Origin of the sequence: Methanococcus maripaludis, assembly GCF_013760955.1 — an archaeon.
In the GTDB taxonomy this organism is placed as follows: domain Archaea; phylum AGJL01; class Methanococci; order Methanococcales; family Methanococcaceae; genus Methanococcus; species Methanococcus maripaludis_A.
The window spans coordinates 1-17,393 of sequence record NZ_JACDUL010000003.1; the positions used below are offsets into that span (position 1 = coordinate 1).

17 protein-coding genes and 1 pseudogene are annotated in these 17,393 nt (G+C 31.2%); 12 read left to right on the forward strand and 6 right to left on the reverse strand.

Annotated elements, in window-relative coordinates; all coding sequences use genetic code 11:
- Both HNP90_RS05295 and HNP90_RS05300 read right to left on the reverse strand, forming a co-directional pair.
- The coding region (locus tag HNP90_RS05295) for a nucleotide-binding protein (protein WP_258558948.1) at window positions 1-140 on the reverse strand (140 nt) is incomplete at its 3' end.
- Window positions 141-424: 284 nt separating this feature from the next.
- Window positions 425-1,231 (reverse strand): class I SAM-dependent methyltransferase, encoded by an 807-nt coding sequence (locus HNP90_RS05300; protein ID WP_258558941.1) that lies wholly within the window; start codon window positions 1,229-1,231, stop codon window positions 425-427.
- A 376-nt stretch (window positions 1,232-1,607) separates the two neighbouring features.
- Here HNP90_RS05300 and HNP90_RS05305 point away from each other — a divergent pair, with 376 nt between their 5' ends.
- The 5 genes and pseudogenes from HNP90_RS05305 to HNP90_RS05325 all read left to right on the forward strand — a co-directional run bounded on the left by HNP90_RS05305 (window position 1,608) and on the right by HNP90_RS05325 (window position 5,284).
- Entirely contained in the window at window positions 1,608-2,186 is a 579-nt protein-coding gene (locus HNP90_RS05305) for a TetR/AcrR family transcriptional regulator (protein ID WP_048060460.1), read from the forward strand.
- 63 nt (window positions 2,187-2,249) lie between these two features.
- On the forward strand, window positions 2,250-2,675 hold the full coding sequence (locus HNP90_RS05310; RefSeq protein ID WP_012067987.1) for a cupin domain-containing protein: 426 nt from the start codon (window positions 2,250-2,252) through the stop codon (window positions 2,673-2,675).
- A 36-nt stretch (window positions 2,676-2,711) separates the two neighbouring features.
- Entirely contained in the window at window positions 2,712-3,701 is a 990-nt protein-coding gene (locus HNP90_RS05315; protein ID WP_012067986.1) for an alpha/beta hydrolase, read from the forward strand.
- A 15-nt stretch (window positions 3,702-3,716) separates the two neighbouring features.
- Window positions 3,717-4,327 (forward strand): annotated as a pseudogene (locus HNP90_RS05320) (DUF3737 family protein).
- A gap of 132 nt (window positions 4,328-4,459) precedes the next feature.
- Entirely contained in the window at window positions 4,460-5,284 is an 825-nt protein-coding gene (locus HNP90_RS05325; RefSeq protein ID WP_012067984.1) for a DUF2202 domain-containing protein, read from the forward strand.
- Window positions 5,285-5,540: 256 nt separating this feature from the next.
- Here the strand turns inward: HNP90_RS05325 and HNP90_RS09345 are convergent, their stop codons facing one another.
- The 3 genes from HNP90_RS09345 to HNP90_RS05335 all read right to left on the reverse strand — a co-directional run bounded on the left by HNP90_RS09345 (window position 5,541) and on the right by HNP90_RS05335 (window position 8,235).
- Complete coding sequence (locus HNP90_RS09345; RefSeq protein WP_196792592.1) at window positions 5,541-6,200, reverse strand: MFS transporter; 660 nt, start codon at window positions 6,198-6,200, stop codon at window positions 5,541-5,543.
- A 101-nt stretch (window positions 6,201-6,301) separates the two neighbouring features.
- Complete coding sequence (locus tag HNP90_RS09350) at window positions 6,302-6,769, reverse strand: MFS transporter (RefSeq protein ID WP_081430740.1); 468 nt, start codon at window positions 6,767-6,769, stop codon at window positions 6,302-6,304.
- Between the two features lie 176 nt (window positions 6,770-6,945).
- Window positions 6,946-8,235, reverse strand: coding sequence for a Fic family protein (locus HNP90_RS05335; RefSeq protein ID WP_012067983.1), 1,290 nt, complete (start codon window positions 8,233-8,235; stop codon window positions 6,946-6,948).
- A 260-nt stretch (window positions 8,236-8,495) separates the two neighbouring features.
- Between HNP90_RS05335 and HNP90_RS05340 the strand changes: the two genes are divergently transcribed.
- The gene (locus tag HNP90_RS05340) at window positions 8,496-9,767 is read left to right on the forward strand and encodes an ATP-binding protein (RefSeq protein ID WP_012067982.1); all 1,272 of its coding nucleotides are present in this window, start codon (window positions 8,496-8,498) and stop codon (window positions 9,765-9,767) included.
- 535 nt (window positions 9,768-10,302) lie between these two features.
- Window positions 10,303-10,905 (forward strand): ECF transporter S component, encoded by a 603-nt coding sequence (locus tag HNP90_RS05345; RefSeq protein ID WP_012067981.1) that lies wholly within the window; start codon window positions 10,303-10,305, stop codon window positions 10,903-10,905.
- A gap of 469 nt (window positions 10,906-11,374) precedes the next feature.
- Here HNP90_RS05345 and HNP90_RS05350 read toward each other — a convergent pair whose 3' ends face one another.
- Entirely contained in the window at window positions 11,375-13,015 is a 1,641-nt protein-coding gene (locus tag HNP90_RS05350; RefSeq protein WP_012067980.1) for a DEAD/DEAH box helicase, read from the reverse strand.
- Between the two features lie 1,136 nt (window positions 13,016-14,151).
- Here HNP90_RS05350 and HNP90_RS05355 point away from each other — a divergent pair.
- From HNP90_RS05355 to HNP90_RS05375, 5 genes are all read left to right on the forward strand, one after another.
- Complete coding sequence (locus HNP90_RS05355) at window positions 14,152-14,700, forward strand: tyrosine-type recombinase/integrase (protein WP_012067979.1); 549 nt, start codon at window positions 14,152-14,154, stop codon at window positions 14,698-14,700.
- Between the two features lie 193 nt (window positions 14,701-14,893).
- Entirely contained in the window at window positions 14,894-15,415 is a 522-nt protein-coding gene (locus HNP90_RS05360) for a hypothetical protein (RefSeq protein WP_048060459.1), read from the forward strand.
- 110 nt (window positions 15,416-15,525) lie between these two features.
- Entirely contained in the window at window positions 15,526-16,539 is a 1,014-nt protein-coding gene (locus HNP90_RS05365; protein WP_012067977.1) for a site-2 protease family protein, read from the forward strand.
- A gap of 41 nt (window positions 16,540-16,580) precedes the next feature.
- The gene (locus HNP90_RS05370; protein WP_012067976.1) at window positions 16,581-16,853 is read left to right on the forward strand and encodes a hypothetical protein; all 273 of its coding nucleotides are present in this window, start codon (window positions 16,581-16,583) and stop codon (window positions 16,851-16,853) included.
- Between the two features lie 180 nt (window positions 16,854-17,033).
- The gene (locus tag HNP90_RS05375) at window positions 17,034-17,393 is read left to right on the forward strand and encodes a NifB/NifX family molybdenum-iron cluster-binding protein (RefSeq protein WP_012067975.1); all 360 of its coding nucleotides are present in this window, start codon (window positions 17,034-17,036) and stop codon (window positions 17,391-17,393) included.

The following is a 17,393-nucleotide window of genomic DNA, read 5'->3' on the forward strand; positions in this document are numbered from 1 at the left end:
AAGTTGGATTCATCAGAATCTACAATTAAAACCTTTTTTCCCTGTTCTTCAATCTTTTGAGCCATTAATGTAATCAAAGTACTTTTTCCGCAACCACCACGGCCGCAAATAACCATTTTAGGCATGATATTAACCTCCAAATTTACAAATAATGCTGGTTAATGCTTAGTATAAACAACTATATAAATCATACATATTTAATATAAAGTATTATTTAATACCTATAAAAATATATTTAAATAATATGGCCATACTCACGAAATGTTTTACTCGAACAGTATTTTGACGTTTGAATCTGTGTTATATATTTTAAATTAGCGTAAACCCGCCAAAACAGATTCAATACTGAACTTAAAATAAATTAAAATTTAAAAAAGTAAAACATAAATTCTGGCGATTTTGTGGAACATACTTATCTTTTTTATTATTTCAAAACTGCGTGGATGTATGAGACAGCGTTTTTCTCCCAAGATTTTACACTATAACCTGCTTCCAAAAAAAGTGCTTTCCAGTCTTCAGGACCTCTTTGCACACCATGAAAATGATCAATTGGTTCCACTGCAAATACTTCACCGGATGGTTTTAAAACCCGTTTAATATCTTGCAATGCTTTTGCTACGTCATTAAGATGATGCAACATAAAAAAACAGGTCACTGTATCGAAGTATTCATCTTCAAAAGGTAATTCATAGGCGCTGGCTACAGCAAAATTTGTATTGGTTACGCCTTCAATTCTTGCATTTAATTTGCACTGTTCTATTGAACCATCAATAATGTCTATCCCATATATTGTGGATTCCGGTTTTACTTTGGCCATATTTATTGCAAGACTTCCAATGCCACAGCCTACATCAAGTATATTCTTTCCGTTTAGTGATGGAAGGATACTACTGAAGGCTTCCATTTTCCTTGGTTCCATAGAAGTTTGTGGAAACTTTGCTTCGTTAATTTGATCAAAAGAGGTATATGGTAAAATACCATAGATATTAGCACCATTTTCAGCCATTAATCCCCTTACATAATGCATATCTCCTTCTTTTCGAATGTAGCTTACAACAGAAACTCCAATATTATTACAAAACCTTCTGTTTAATTCTTCTCTATTTTTATTAAACTTTGTTTTCAGGGGGTCATGTATTACCATATAATGTGAGTATTTATCGGTAAAAATTTCGTCTTCTGCAACCGTAATTTCAATACCGCTTATCGCCTGCCTCCATAAATGTGGCATTTTTAGGTTATCTTCGGTTGTATGGTTATGAACTTTTCCTATATTTTCCATTTAATTCACCGTTATTCTTGTTATAATACAATAGTTTTCCCATTTTAACCCTTCCACAATAAATACTAGAAAAATTAGTTCAATAACTAAAAATTAATAGCCTAATTATTAAAAAAAGAATATTTAATAATACCGATTAAGTTTAGATTCGCTGTTAAAATTTGGACAATTATCTTTTTTATGTATCATTTTTGATTCTTTAAATCCTATTTGATAATGATTTTCCAAGTTTCACGATCAAAGACTTATAAATACTCGCCCCAATATTTATATATCAAAACAATCGTATAATTAATTGACTAATCAGTCAGTGGATGAGATAGATATGAAAGCAAATATCGAAGACAAAAGAAAAGCCGTTATGGATGCTGCTTTGAAACTTTTTACTGAACGTGGATTTCAAGGTACATCTACAGCCCAAATTTCAAAAGAAGCAGGAGTAGCTACGGGTACGCTCTTCCATTACTTTCCAACGAAAGAAGACCTGATAAACAATCTTTATTTCGAAGTAAAGGGTGGTTTGAGCCGAGCTATGGTAAAAGACCTCGAATCACAAGTTAGCTTTAAAGACCGTTTGAAGAAAATATGGGATAATCTAGTTAGGTGGGGCTTAGATAACCATGATGAGTTTCTTTTTGTTGGGCAATTTTGCAATTCTCCGTACATATCAAATTTTACTCGTGAAGAAGTTATGAAAGAGTACGTATTCTTACATACGCTTGTTGAAGAAGGTTTAAAAGAAGGACACATTAAAGAATTACCTTCAGAACTGGTCATGGCAATGTTTTATCAAAACAGCAGGATCGTTGTGGAGGTAATTTCTGGCTATGATTCATCCAAAGACGAAAATAAACTTATAGATGACGGGTTTGAGATAATCTGGAATGGGCTTACCAGAAACTAAATTTTTTTGGTTAGAATATGACTGATTACTCAATCTATAAAATTTACCAAGAGAGGTTACAACATGACATTATCCGATGAGTTAAGCAATAGTACAATCTTTCCAAAAGGGGAAGAACTTCCAGAATTTTTGAGCAAGTATTTTTCCGGCAAAGTATGGGTTAACATGTTAGTTGGAAGGGATAACGAATTTAACTGCCCAATTGGCAATGTGACATTCGAACCAAGATGTATAAATAACTGGCATAAACATCCAGGAGGACAGATTCTGCTCGTTACTGGTGGCCGTGGTTACTATCAAGAAGAAGGAAAGCCTGCACAAGAACTTAAAGCTGGAGATGTAGTTGAAATTCCAGCAAATGTAAAACACTGGCACGGGGCAGCTCCTGACAGCTGGTTTGTACACCTTTCTGTTGAGACTAATTCAAAAGCAGGCCCTGCAGAATGGTTAGAACCAGTATCTGCGGATGAATATAACAAATTAAAATAAGCATATAATCTAAAACCAAAATCTGAGGATGAAAATATGGAATCAGTAAAAACAACAACTGTAGATCCTAAAACTCTTACATTCAAATTAAGTGAAAATGTGACTGTTCAAAAAGTAATGTTTAAAAATAAATTTGGAGTGGAAGTTGCAGGACACCTTTACATGTCAAAAGATATTGACACATCTAAAAAATATCCTGCAATTGTTATAGGAACACCTTATGGTGGCGTAAAAGAGCAAGGTGCCGGAATATATGGGCAGAATATGGCACAAAGAGGTTTTGTTGCCCTTGCATTTGACGAATCATACAATGGTGAAAGCAAAGGGGAACCAAGACACATTTCATCTCCTGACTTATTTGTTGAAGATTTTAGTGCAGCAGTTGATTTTATCGGCACCAGAGACTTTGTAGATCGGGAAAGAATTGGGGCTATTGGAATTTGTGGAAGCGGAGGATTTTCAGTTACTGCAGCACAGGTTGATCCGAGAATCAAAGCAGTAGCAACCGCAAGTATGTATGATATTAGTAGCATGTTCAGAGATGGATTTGGAAAAACATTGACTGACGAACAACGTGATGCAATGTTATCTCAAATGGCTGAACAAAGATGGACTGACTTTGAAAATGAAAGCCCATTGGTGCCTGAAGGATTTCCGAGAACACCGGCAGATTCAATTCCAGAAGGATTGGATCCAGTTACAAGTGAATTCTTTGAATATTATGCAATGAAAAGAGGATTCCATATAAATGCAGGAGCTTCATTTACTGCGACAAGTGGAATATCTTTCATGAATTTCCCGTTAATGAATTACATTGAAAGTATCTCCCCACGACCACTTTTATTCATCATAGGGGAAAACGGCCATTCCAACTACTACAGTGAAGAAGCATACGAAAGAGCTGCTGAACCAAAAGAACTTTACATTGTGCCAGGTGCAAGACACATCGACTTGTACGATGGCGGAGACAATAATTACATTCCATTTGACAAGTTAGAAGGATTTTTCAAAGAAAATCTGAAATAAAAACAAGTATTTGATATGGGACAAAACACCAACGATAATTTAAATATTCAAAGCAAAGGGATAATTCCCTTTACTAACGCTATATATTCTGAAAGTTTTGATCAAAAAGAGAAACCAACAGAATACAATAACTTAACCCTGGATGAAGAGCGTGCCTTGTATGGCATATATGACGCAACAGTCAGCAATTGTGTATTTGATGGTCCTCTTGATGGAGAATCTGCTTTAAAAGAAAGTGAAGATATATACGTTTCAGATTGTGATTTCAGACTTCAATATCCTTTTTGGCATGTAAAAAACGCCAAAATTGAAAATAGTCGTACGACCGAAACCTGCCGTGCCGCAATATGGTATACCAAACACATGACAATTGTAAAAAGTTATTTGGGAGGTATCAAAGCATTAAGAGAATGTGAAGACATCACTATTGAAGACTGTACCATTAAATCACCCGAATTTGGAGGTTTTCACACAAAATGGTAATAAAAAATACAGAACTCGAGTCAGAATATCCTTTCTTACAAAATTCCGACATTTTGTTTGATAATTTTGTATTGACTGGTAAATATTATAATCAATATTTTGAAAAACAATATTTTCCTTTTTCTTTAAAATTTTCTAAATAATTTAGAAAAACATACGTTTTTATTAATAATTAATCGGTTTTGTCAATACTTCGAGTCAGGCCTATTTCAAAAATATTTTAAAGTTCTTTTTTAAAATATATATTTATATTAAAAAACTAAGGGGTAGAGGGGATGGAAACGATTAAAATTACTACAAGTTTACTCTTGTTTTTGGTCATCATAAGTTCTGCATTTGCATATGGTAATCCGGGTAGGGGCTATGGTCAAAATCAAGGTGGACAATTGTATCAATTGTATGATGATACACAGGTAAATCACCAGCAAGAAATTAGCATGTATTCTGTTGAAGAATTAAGTCAGGAAGAAATTGATGGATTAATCTTGATGAGGGAAGAAGAAAAATTAGCTAGAGACGTTTACTTGGAGCTATATGATATATGGGGACAGCAAATTTTCTTAAATATTGCAAATAGTGAAAGTACACACACAAATGCAGTGAAATTACTATTGGATAAATATAATTTAACTGATCCTGTTACTGATGACACAAGAGGAGTATTTACAAATCAGGATTTAACAGAATTATATACAAGTCTAGTTGAAACTGGGTCGACTTCATTATTGGATGCATTAATGGTCGGTGCAACCGTTGAAGATTTAGATATTTATGATTTGCAAAGATTGAATGAAATATCTGATAATCAGGATATTACTGCAGTATATGATAATTTAGAAAAAGGTTCAAGAAACCATTTGAGATCATTTACAAAAGTAATTGAAACAAACGGTGGAACCTACGAACCTCAGTACATTAGTGAATCAGAGTATCTCGAAATTATATCTGGCGATATGGAAACGGGTACTGGATATGGTGCACAGGGAGGTTTATCGACTCAATCTGGGCAAGGTAACCAATACCAAGGCACCAGCCAAGACACTGAACCACAAGGGGTACTTGGAAAATTCTGGCAGGGCGTTATGAACTGGCTTAGATAAATTGTAAATTAAATCAGACAGTTTAAAAAAATAATTATTTCTTTTTTTAATTTTTAACCTAAAAAAAACAATATTTAAAACACACGGCACCCAGTCGAATTTAGAAAAAATCCAACTATTTTTAATCAATTTTCGAATATTCGATTAATCAAAAGTCTTTAATTTTTAATTTTTAAATAAATTAATCTAAACTATTTAATCTGATTTCAAAAGATCCCGAAACAAAATTTAAAATAATCAGAAAATGCTTTTTACATTACATTATCTGTTTTTTCATCATGAAATACACTGGTATCCCCAATAGCTCAATACCAACTAATACTAAAATCATCCAAAAAATGGAAATGTCGTAGAGATATCCTGCAAAAATGGCCCCAATAAAAAGAGTTAATCCGTAAATTACACTAAAAATACCGTATGCAGTTCCCCTTTTATTTATGCAGGTAATATCTGCAATGGATGCTTTCATTACCGTTTCGTGTGAACCCATAACAATTCCCCAGAGGAGCATTCCAACAAATATTAGTGCAAAATTATACGAAAATACGAGCGGAATAAGCACTGCGGTTAGTAGGGGAACTATTCCTAAGATTAATAGACCTGCTTTTTCGTTATCGTGTTTTGATTTAAAAGAATCATACATTTTACCGACTAAAAGTCCAAATATCGCATCCACCATCATTGCAACCGCATAAAAAAAGGGAATTTCTGCATCTGAAATAATACCATTTACTTTCAAATGAAACCCGATAATTGCAAAGCTCACGAAACCAACTGTTGTAATGAATGTAAATAAGGAATAAGTCCAGAATACTTTTGGAATTTTTTTAGTCCCCTCTTTTTTCAAATCCAAACTTTCAAACTTTTCAGGAGACCTTACTTTAAAGTACGCAAAGAAGAGTACTATCATTAGCATTACAAACGGCATCCAAAAGTAAGAGTATCCCTGTTGATAGTCAGCTACCGTTTTTATGGGTCCTGCGCCAATAAAAATGAAAGTAAATACGAGTGGGCCAATTACTGCACAATTTGGTCCAAAAACTCTGCAATTCCAAATCCTAGTCCTGTTCCAACTTGTTTTGTTGCATATGATAGGATTGTATCTCTTGCAGGACTTCTTAATCCTTTACCCATCCTTTCAAGCACGATAAATATCGCAGCAAACTGCCAGTAATCTGAAAGTGCGAGAAGAGGAACAGAAATGAGAAGGCCGTATCCAAAAATTGTAAAAAACCAATGTGCTTTTGTTTTATCCGAAAAGTAACCTGAAAATAACCGAATAGCATATCCTAAAAATTCACCAAAACCCACAACAAGACCAACAATCAGGGCACTCGCACCAAGTGTCTCTAAATAGGGCCCATTTACACTTCTAGCTCCTTCATAGATTATGTCCCCTAAAAGACTTATTACTCCAAAAAGAATTATGAGCATGAATGCGTTTTTTTGAGTTTCGCTTAAGTTACCAAAACATTTGTTAGACATGAATTATCATTGGTGAATTTTTTGAAAAATCTGAAAAATTAAGATAAATTGTATATAAATAAATTATTACTTTCGTAATTTTTAAAATATTCCCTGATAGAACCATTTAATTTGCCTGCTGGCAGGTAAATATCTAATCCCAAACCTTTTCAAAATTTAATATCAACTAGTAAAATTCACTTTTTATTCAAAACATACACAAATTCTTTTCCAGCTTTTTTCTTTTCCAAATATCCTAAATCCACCAGATGGTTTAAATCCGCCCTTCCGGTTGCATAAGCTACGTTATATGTTGTAACGATTTCTTTAATCGTAATTATGTTTTCAGGAGTCTTTAAAATCTCTTTTAAAATCTCTGCTTGGCGCAGATTAAGATCTTCTGATTTATTTATAAGATTTAGAACTTCTTTTTGTTCAACCTGTTTTTTACTTAAATATTCCAATATTTCATCAAGGGATCTGCAGATGCATTCCAGGTTGTATTTTATAAAATACGTTAAATCCCCTTTATCATCTTTATAAAAAGTATCTGATTCCGTTTTTAAATAAGCGTCCCGATACTGTCCTTTTGATCCATTAATTACTCTTGAAATTGCCATATATTCAAATAACCAGTAATCATTCTTTAAAAGGTACCAGTAAAATAGGGATCTTGCAGTTCTACCATTTCCATCGTTGAATGGGTGAATATATCCAATTAAAAAGTGGATTATAATTCCTTTTATTATTGGATGGATGAATTTGTCTTTTGAATTTGAAAATTCACATAAATTATTCATTAATGATTCAACCAGCTCGTATTTTGGAGGTTCGTGAAGCAGTGTTCCATCAGTAGAATAAACTGCAATTTCATTATTTTTTCTAAATTTTCCAACAAATTCGGGATCTTCAAGCGTTCCATCAGTGATAATTTTATGAATTTTTAATATTTCAGAAATAGAAAATTCTTTATTTTTTATTTCAAGGATGTATTTCATCGTATTGTAATTATTAAGGATCATTTTTTGATCTTTATTTTTTGGTTTTTGGCCTTTTTTTAGCATTTCCTTCGCTACTTTTCTCGTAGTTACTGCCCCTTCAATCTGGCTTGAAGCAATTGCTTCTTCCATTAATGAGTCTATAATATATCGTTCTTTTTCACTTGGAATAGATTCGAGTGCAGTTGAAAGGTTTCCAGATGCCGATTTATCGAGGGTATGCAGCTTTTCAATGAATTCATCGATTAAAGAATAATTAAATGTCCATTTTCCAAAATGTATTGATTTTAAATTATTCATTCTAAACATTTTCATTATTGTCCAGATTATAACTGGATCTATCGGAAGTGTTTTATGTTTTAATTCATTAAAATGAAGATACTTTTCATTGTATTTTTGGACAATATCAATTATTTCCCGATTTGGTACATATTTAAGTGCAATTTCAATGTTTTCTTTTGAATATTTTGGAATTTTTGGAAGTTTCATAAACTATCAACTATCATTTTCTATCAATTCATTACATTTTGATAGATATTGATATTATCACATATATCATTTTCTATCAATTCATTACATTTTGATAGATTATATAAATCAAAGATTTATTAACACAAAAAACTTTGTTTTTTAGTGTATTGATAGTTTAAATATGCCAGTTTTTAAAACATTTAAATACCTTTACTTATAGATAAGTAAATAATTGTATATTATTTACCTACATATGGGTAAATAATTGGGTGAAAGATATGGAACTTCGGGATGCCATAAAATCAATAATTAAAGAATACGAACAAAGGGGCGTATCATTAAATGAAAGAAATTTAAAACTACCAGAAACAAACAAAGCTATTTCCGTAGTAGGAATAAGGAGATCTGGAAAAACATCCATATTGATGAAATTATTTAAAGAAACTGAAAATGCAATATTCTTTCCGCTTGATGATGATAGAGTATTTCCAGTAACTCTCGATACATTACAAGAAATAGTAAAAGTTTCAAAAGAAATTTACCCTAATGAAAAAATAACGTTCTTTTTTGACGAAATTCAGGAAATTGAAAACTTTGAACTTGTTATAAAGAGATTGGTTGAAAAAGAAGATTATAAAGTTTATTTGACCGGATCCTCTTCAAAACTACTTTCAAAAGAAATTGCAACACAACTTCGAGGAAGAAGTTTAAGTGTTGAAGTATTTCCTTTATCTTTCAAGGAATACCTCGATTTTAAGAAAATAACGTTAACTGATATATTAACTGAACAGGAACACGCCAATATATTGAATAACTTGGAAAATTATCTAAATTATGGTGGATTTCCAGAAATTGTACTCGAAGAAGAAAATCGTGAAGATATTTTGAAAAACTATTTTGATATGGTAGTTTATAAAGACATTATCGAAAGGTACAATGTTAAAAATACAGATTCATTGAGGTTATTTTTAAAATTTTTAATCAATTCAAACACAAAAAAAGTTTCAATCAATAAACTTGCAAATAACTTCAAATCAATGGGCTTTAGTGTAAGCAAAAATACATTGTATGAATATTTAAGCCACCTAAACGACTCTTACGTAATATTCCCGTTAAAAAAATACGCTTACAGTTTAAAAGAGAGCAGTTTAAGTTTGATGAAATCATATGTGATCGATAATGGATTTATAAAAATGTACGACTTTAAAAATTCAAGCGATATTGGAAAATACCTTGAAAATGCAGTTTTTATTGAGTTGAGAAGAAGAGGGTTATTTGAAAATCAGGAACTCTTTTACTATGAAGATGATATCGGTGAAGTTGACTTCTTAGTTAAACAAAATGAGCATGTTTCAAAATTAATAAACGTCTGTTACAACTTAAATTTTGAAAATTACGATAGGGAAATTAAAAAACTCGTTAAAATCGCTAAAAAAATAAAATGTAATGAATTATACTTGATAACGTTTGACCAAGAGCAGGAAATAACTGAAGATGGTATTTTAGTTAAATCAATTCCCTTCTGGAAGTTTATTGATTTAGAAATTTAATTTTTTTCTCGAAAAATAAATATATCTTTACTCCATTTTCGAATATTTGATCAATCAACTGTTCTTAATTTCTTTTTTCCTTTTTTAACCCAATATATTGGTTTTGATTATTCCATAGGTTTAAGTAATGCTATTTTCAAAATTTATATTGCCCGAGGTGGGAAAGATCTTGGGAAACGGGGAGTTTCTTAGGTCGTTAAAACGGTTTCATACCATGGAACAGTTCAATTTTTCGGGGGATTTATGAATTGTTCCGTATCCTTAACTTTTTTTTCAAATTATTTTTCCAATTTATCGAATATATATGATTAAACGTATATTACAATAAAATAGGTTATGATCAAACTTATAAATTATCCCTAGCAGGGCGATAATTTAAAATAATTAAAACATATATTTTTTGCAATAAGCAATTAAATTATTTATATTCTTTTTGCAGATTGATACCAATAGAAACTTAATTAATGAACTCAAATGGGATTTAAAGTATTACCTGACATGCCATGTTAGAAATTTAGTTTAAAAGAGGGATATTTTGACAGATAAATTAAGTGATCTCAAAATCGAACGAGAAGACTACAAAAAAGTGCTTTACAGGTATTTAATACTCCTTTCGATTGGAATCAACATTGTCGGAGCACATTTAGTTCTTCTTTTAAACTTACCCGCTTATTTAGATAGTGTGGGAACAATACTTGCTGCAATTTTGATGGGACCAATAATTGGTGCAGTTGTGGGTCTTGCAACACATTTTGGTTTAGGGGTAATTTTGGGTCCGGTTTATTTCCATTTTGCAATTGTAAATGGATTAATTGGATTGATTACCGGGTATATATTTGATAAATATCCATTTAATTTAAAAACCGTGCTTGCCGCATCAGTTGTTATTTCATTAGTGGCTTCATTGATGGGGAATACCATAAGTTACATTGTATTTTCGGGAATTACTGGTGAATCAGTTGATATTTTAACAAAACATCTGTTAGATCTTGGTTTCAACCTGTTTACTGCCGTATATATAACAGGATTTTTCTCAAATTTCTTAGATAAATTGATTTCATTTGCAATAGTGTTCTATATTATAGTATTACTATGTGATAAATTCAAATTGAAAGAATTTGAGCTATGTAAAAAATAACCATTGCTCTTTAAATTGCTCTTTTTAAATCGGTTGAAAATAAAAAAGAAGTGTTTAATATATAAATAAAATCATTAATGTTCCGATAAAAAATCTAAATAGAAAATTATAATAAAGATATATTGGATATAGAGTAAAGTTTGTACTTACCTTATTTAAAAAATAACTATATACCATTACGATACTTAACTACACTCTCAAAAAAGTTTTAAATATGTGGTACTTTTATTAAATGTACTGCCTCCGAAGTTAAACTCTATGGCCCCAGAGTTTACATATTAAAATTTAACCCCGAATACTCTTTTTTTTATTTTTATCAATTCATTCGTTTTGATGGTTATTTGATACTTAAAATCTAGATTAAATTTCTAAATTAACCGATTTAAATATAAAATTTCCGAAAAAGATTTTCTGTTTTAAAAATTGAAAAAAAGAATTTAAAATAATTTTAAAGTAAAAAAGAGAATAATTAGTTGCCGCTTGCAACTTCAATTATTGATCTTCTTCCTCTTTTTTCATGTTTAAATGAATCGAGGATTATTTCCGCATTGTCTGAAGATACGGTTACAAATGAGAACTTCTCAAATACTTTTACATCATCGATGTCTCTTCCTTTAACATCGGATTTTTTTGAGATGTGGTCAACTAACTTTTTAGGGTTCATTTTGTCGAGTTTACCAAGAGCTACGAATAACCTAACGTTTCCGCCAGATACAAAGGATCTTCTTCCTTCGCCCCGGTCTCGTCTGCCTTCACTTCTTCCTTCGCCCCGGTCTCTTCCTTCCCTGTTTGCAGGTTTTCCGATTCTTTTGTAGTTTGATTCGCTTAATTCATCTTTCAATGCGTATTTTAAAACTGCTGAAAGAACTTCTTGTGGATCTGCATCTTCTAATAATTCAGCAGCCATTTTTTCGCAGTCGTTGTATTTTCCAGATTCTAAAAGTTCTTTTATTCCTGAAACAATTTTTCTTTTCTTAGCTCCGATTATGTCTTTAACGTCTGGAACTTCTTCTTTTCTAATTTCCGTGTTTGCAATTTTCTGGATGTATTTGAATTTTCTGAATTCTGAAGGTTCTACAAATGTAACTGCGTAACCTTGTTTTCCAGCTCTTCCTGTTCTTCCAATTCTGTGAACGTATGATTCAGGGTTTTGTGGGATATCATAGTTTACAACGTGTGTTAAGTCGTTGATATCAATTCCTCTTGCTGCAACATCGGTTGCTACGAGAACGTTGATTTTTCTTGCTTTAAATTTATCAAGTGTTTTTTCTCTTTGTGCTTGGGTCATATCTCCGTGAAGACCTTCTGCAGCGTATCCTTTTTCAGTTAATCTGCTTGAGATTTCGTCAACGTCTGCTTTTGTTTTACAGAAGATTAAACCGTAGAACTCTTTTTCTACATCGATAATTCTTGAAAGTAATTCAAATTTATCTCTTGAGTGGATTTCGTAGTAGGACTGGTCTGTTAAAGTTGTTGTAAGCTGTTGTCTTTTAACTTTAATGATGTCGTATTCTCTCATGTAGTTTTTAGCAAGTTTCATGATGCTGTCAGGTAATGTAGCTGAGAATAAAAGCATTCTTTTTTCAGTGCTTACTGATTTTAAGATTTCTTCTACATCGTCAATGAATCCCATGTTTAACATTTCATCAGCTTCGTCTAAAACTACGTATGAAACGTTTTCGAGTTTTATTGTTCTTCTTGAAATGTGGTCGAGAATCCTTCCTGGGGTTCCAACAACAATCTGAACTCCTCTTTTTAATTCTCTTATCTGCCTATCAATTGACTGTCCACCATATACTGGGAAAACGTTCAATCTTTTTGAACCTTTGATTGAATCGATTTCTTCTGCAACCTGTATTGCAAGTTCTCTTGTAGGTGCTAAAATAAGTGCTTGTGTGTTTCTTGAGCTTTCGTCAATTGTTTCTAAAATAGGAATACCAAATGCTGCGGTTTTTCCAGTACCTGTTTGAGCTTGGCCGACAACGTCTCTTTTTCCTTCAATTAAAATAGGGATTGCTTGTTCTTGAATAGGGGTTGGGTTTGTGAAACCTTTCTTTTCTAACGCTTTTATTATCTCGTCAGATAAACCTAAATTTTTAAAACTTTCCATAGTATATCCTCTTTTTTGATTATACGTCAAAAATGAATACGAATATAAATTCTGAATAATCTTTTGAAAAAATCATAAATTTAAAAAGAGTAAATTAACTCCCAAATTTATAATTCACGAGGTTGTAGTCAAACCCTCATAAATCATAACGACATGGAGAAATTTGGGCTTTGACTATTAGTCTTTCCGATCAAAAGGATTTACATTCAATCCATCGCCAACTAGTACTACTAGCGTATACTCCTATATCAAGTTATCTGTTAATGTACCTAAAAAAATTAAAAAATAAAGTTTAAAAGAACAAAAATATGCTAAGCCTAAAAAAGCTATTTCAAAAATAAAAATATTGATCAGCCACACGCCCCCCGAAATGTGGCTAACTTAAATTATATGTTTTGAAATGTAGTTTCCCCCGAAATACACTTATAACACCGTGTTTATCATATTCCCTTTGATATTAACCCCAATTAAAAATAGTTTCAAATTTGTCAGTTTTTACTATTATTATATATCGTTTAATCAGATAACTATTGCAAAATATAATCTCTCCATAGGGTAATATATACATTGTGCATTGTAGCCCGCAACTCCGCCCAATTATGAAAAATAGAACTAATTTATAATAATTAGTTCTTACAAATATATCAATAAATTAATACTGAATTATTTTGATAAGTTTAGTATTAATAAAACCGATTTTAACTGTTTTAACCAAAAATACAACTTAAAATTCCTTTTTTTAAAATTTTAAAAAATTAATAACTACTTTTTGGAATTTAAAATTATAATATATCTTTTTTTCGTTAAATTTACCCATTACTATCGCAATTATGGCCCAAAAAAGCTATTTTTCGATTTTGAATATGCTGTTTTTCAAACCCAACAATTTACTTAAATTGTTAGTTTAAAATATCCGGACAAAATCACCGAATTATAGAATCTATTGAACTATATAAATAAATATTGTAATATTTAGATAAATAACTAAATAAAATTATATATAAAAATATTTGAACATATAAACTAATATACATAAACAAAAACGGTTAAAAATGGCTAAATAAATATATAAAGAATGAATAAAATATTAAATTAACAATTAAGAAAATTTAAGAACTTAAATTTATGTTGGTAATATGACAAGGCACTATTGCAAAGACTGGCTTACAAAAGACGAGTTAAAATTATTTATCGATTCAGTAGACTCTAAAGAACATAAACTGTTCTTTAAAATGCTCTATGGGATGGCTCTCAGGGTTTCAGAACTCTTAACAATTGAAGTAAAAAATATAAATTTAAACGAAGGCGTTTGTAAATTACTAGACACTAAAACCGAAACATTCCAAATTTGCGTTATTCCGGAGTGGTTAAACGAAGATGTATTCGGACATATTGTAGATAATAAGTTAAATGATAATGACCGACTATTTAAGTTCAAAAACCGGACATATGCATGGGAACTTGTCAAAAGGTATACAAAAGACGCTAAAATCCATAAAGAATTTTCAACGCATACATTTAGAAGAAGTAGAGCATTACATCTGTTAAATGACGGGGTTCCGCTTGAAAAGGTGAGCAAATATCTAAGACATAAATCCATAAACACCACAATGCACTATCTGAAAATTACTGTTGACGATATTAAAAAGGAACTTGTCAAAATTGGAGATTGGTACGACTTATAATTAACATCGGGATACAATTTCGGACAATTTTTCAATTATGTATTCTAAATATAAAATAAAACTGACCAAATTAATAATTTACACTCTCGTTAAATATCTTTTATAATGAAAACCAATTAATTGCTTAACAGGATTTCAAAACACTTTTTTAACGTTAAAATCCAAATTTAAACTAAATTTAAAGATGATAAAAATGTCTGAAAAATACAAAACTTACCACACTTCAAAATATCTATCGAAAAAAGAAGTAGATGATCTAATAAAACAGGGCATTGATGAAGTTACCATGCCAAAATCTGTTTATGAATACATGGAAGAAAAAAATAAAGGCGCATTAAACCGTCTTTTAATTTTTGGAGTAGATATATCAATTACGGATCAGGTTGGAAGGCCAAAAAAAGTTGAAGCTGACCTAAAGAAAAAAATAATTGAAGAGATTATAAACGGTAAAAGCATTCGAAAAGTTGCCGAAGAATATGATCTAAAAAAATCAACCCTGTGGGACAATATAAAAGATGATATGGCAAAAATAAAGCAGGAAAAATTTAGAAAAATGATTTATGACTATAAAGAGCTTTTAATTGAAAAAGGAAAGTATTCTGATTATATTGAAACCCTTTTCTATGAACTTGACATGAATATATCAAATGACGATTTAAAAGAAGCTGAAAAAATACTTCTAAAAATCATAGAATATTCCAAAAAGAAAGATTAATTTTTTAAAATACTTTTTTAAAATTAGCTTTGGTTTTTAAATTTCTTATCAAAACAGTATTAATAAGTAAATAACCATAATATATTACAGCCAGCACGGAGGGGAAATTTTTGCAATCGTTTAAAATAGCGCGCGTAATGGGGATACCAATTGAACTGCATATTACGTTTATTTTATTGTTAGTAGTTGTTTTCTATTTTTGGGGCCTTGAAGGGCTAATTTTATACATGTTTTTGTTTACATCCGTAGTTTTACACGAACTAGGGCATTCATATGTTGCAAAAAAATATGGGGTAAAAATAGAAAAAATACTGCTTCTACCAATTGGTGGAATGGCAATGATGAGCGAAATTTCAAGAGAAGGGGAATTTAAAATTGCAATTGCAGGGCCACTTGTAAGTTTAGTGATTGGGAGTGTATTACTTGGCATTTCGACAGTAACTGATTACACTATGGCAGAATATCCTCTTTTTCAAACCGTTGGAGGATTAAATATACTTCTTGGAATTTTTAATCTACTTCCCGCATTTCCAATGGATGGTGGAAGGGTATTTCGATCATTGCTTTCAAAATTAACTAAAATGAGCTATTTAAAAGCAACAAAACTCGCATCAACAGTCGGCCAGTATTTTGCATTACTCTTATTGATATTTGGGTTAATAAATTTCAATGTAATTTTAGTATTAATTGCAATATTCATATACTTTGGAGCATCTCAAGAATACAGGGCACTTGTTGCAGATACATTGTTTGAAAACGTGCCTGCAAAAGAAATAATGTCTAAAAATATAGTTTATGTAAATTCGGAAGACACTGTCGATGATGTTTTAAATTTAATGCTTGAAAATCGGTTTTTGGGATATCCTGTGCTAGAGGATGGAAAAATCGTTGGAACAATTACAATGAATGAAATATCGTCTTCAGCAGCAAAAACGACAAAAGTAAAAGATTTGATGTTTCCACCAGTAATGGTTCCGCCGAATGCTGCACTAAATGAATTAATTCGTGGTATGACAAACACGGACCGTGTTTATGTTATAGATAATGGAAATATACTTGGAATAATCTCTAAAACAGATATAGTAAGAACTTTAAGTATTCTCGGGCTAAAAAATAACCGATAACAGATTTAAAATTTACCTTAGAGGGGGAAGGTGATTTTTTTATGAAATCTGATGAACAGATGTTTAGGGAACTACAAAAAATAACCATTTCATTTGGAGTGCTGTTTATCGCAATAACTGCATATCTTGAAGTAACAAAAAATTGGGATTCTATGTTACTTGTACTCCCGACATCGGGATTTTTATTGATAATTGCAGGGTTACATAAACAAATCCATGAAAATGATGACTTTAAAAAATACTTTCTAATTGGAATAACTCTTTTAATAATCGGAGTTGCCATCTTATTCATTTTACTTTTATATCTTGCTTAAATACTAAATTTACCTTTTTTAACGTTTTTTACCCTATATTTCGTTTATTATATAATTTTAATACATATTCATTTGATAATATATTAAAAAATAGAATTTAACCATATTGCACATATGGGGATAACTATATATAGAAACCTGCCCCACATTTTACCAATAATATAAAACGAGGAGATAAAAATGAAAATCTGTATTACTAGTACCGGAACTACTTTAGAAAGTACATTCGAACAAAGATTTGGAAGAAGTCCTTACTTCGTAATTTACGATACTGAATCAAAAGAATTCAATGCAATTGAAAATAAAAACGGTGAATCTGCTCACGGTGCAGGTATTGGATCTGCACAATTAATAATCTCACAAAATGTATCTGCAGTAATCAGTGGCAATATGGGCCCAAATGCAAAACAGGTTTTAGATGGCGAAAATATTAAAACTTACAAAGGAACAGGAAGCACGGTTCTTGAAAATATCGAGTTATTTGAAAAAAATGAATTATCTGAAATAACAAAGCCTGGACAAGCACACCAAGGCATGTAA

Excerpts from the sequence above, each read along its gene's own strand:
- HNP90_RS05360 (WP_048060459.1), top strand. The coding sequence starts at position 14,894 with ATGTCTGAAAAATACAAAACTTACCACACTTCAAAATATCTATCGAAA.
- HNP90_RS05305 (WP_048060460.1), top strand. The coding sequence starts at position 1,608 with ATGAAAGCAAATATCGAAGACAAAAGAAAAGCCGTTATGGATGCTGCT.
- HNP90_RS05300 (WP_258558941.1), bottom strand. The coding sequence starts at position 1,231 with ATGCCACATTTATGGAGGCAGGCGATAAGCGGTATTGAAATTACGGTT.
- HNP90_RS05310 (WP_012067987.1), top strand. The coding sequence starts at position 2,250 with ATGACATTATCCGATGAGTTAAGCAATAGTACAATCTTTCCAAAAGGG.
- HNP90_RS05350 (WP_012067980.1), bottom strand. The coding sequence starts at position 13,015 with ATGGAAAGTTTTAAAAATTTAGGTTTATCTGACGAGATAATAAAAGCG.
- HNP90_RS09345 (WP_196792592.1), bottom strand. The coding sequence starts at position 6,200 with ATGCTAATGATAGTACTCTTCTTTGCGTACTTTAAAGTAAGGTCTCCT.
- HNP90_RS05315 (WP_012067986.1), top strand. The coding sequence starts at position 2,712 with ATGGAATCAGTAAAAACAACAACTGTAGATCCTAAAACTCTTACATTC.
- HNP90_RS05340 (WP_012067982.1), top strand. The coding sequence starts at position 8,496 with ATGGAACTTCGGGATGCCATAAAATCAATAATTAAAGAATACGAACAA.
- HNP90_RS05355 (WP_012067979.1), top strand. The coding sequence starts at position 14,152 with ATGACAAGGCACTATTGCAAAGACTGGCTTACAAAAGACGAGTTAAAA.
- HNP90_RS05325 (WP_012067984.1), top strand. The coding sequence starts at position 4,460 with ATGGAAACGATTAAAATTACTACAAGTTTACTCTTGTTTTTGGTCATC.
- HNP90_RS05370 (WP_012067976.1), top strand. The coding sequence starts at position 16,581 with ATGAAATCTGATGAACAGATGTTTAGGGAACTACAAAAAATAACCATT.
- HNP90_RS05375 (WP_012067975.1), top strand. The coding sequence starts at position 17,034 with ATGAAAATCTGTATTACTAGTACCGGAACTACTTTAGAAAGTACATTC.
- HNP90_RS05335 (WP_012067983.1), bottom strand. The coding sequence starts at position 8,235 with ATGAAACTTCCAAAAATTCCAAAATATTCAAAAGAAAACATTGAAATT.
- HNP90_RS09350 (WP_081430740.1), bottom strand. The coding sequence starts at position 6,769 with ATGTCTAACAAATGTTTTGGTAACTTAAGCGAAACTCAAAAAAACGCA.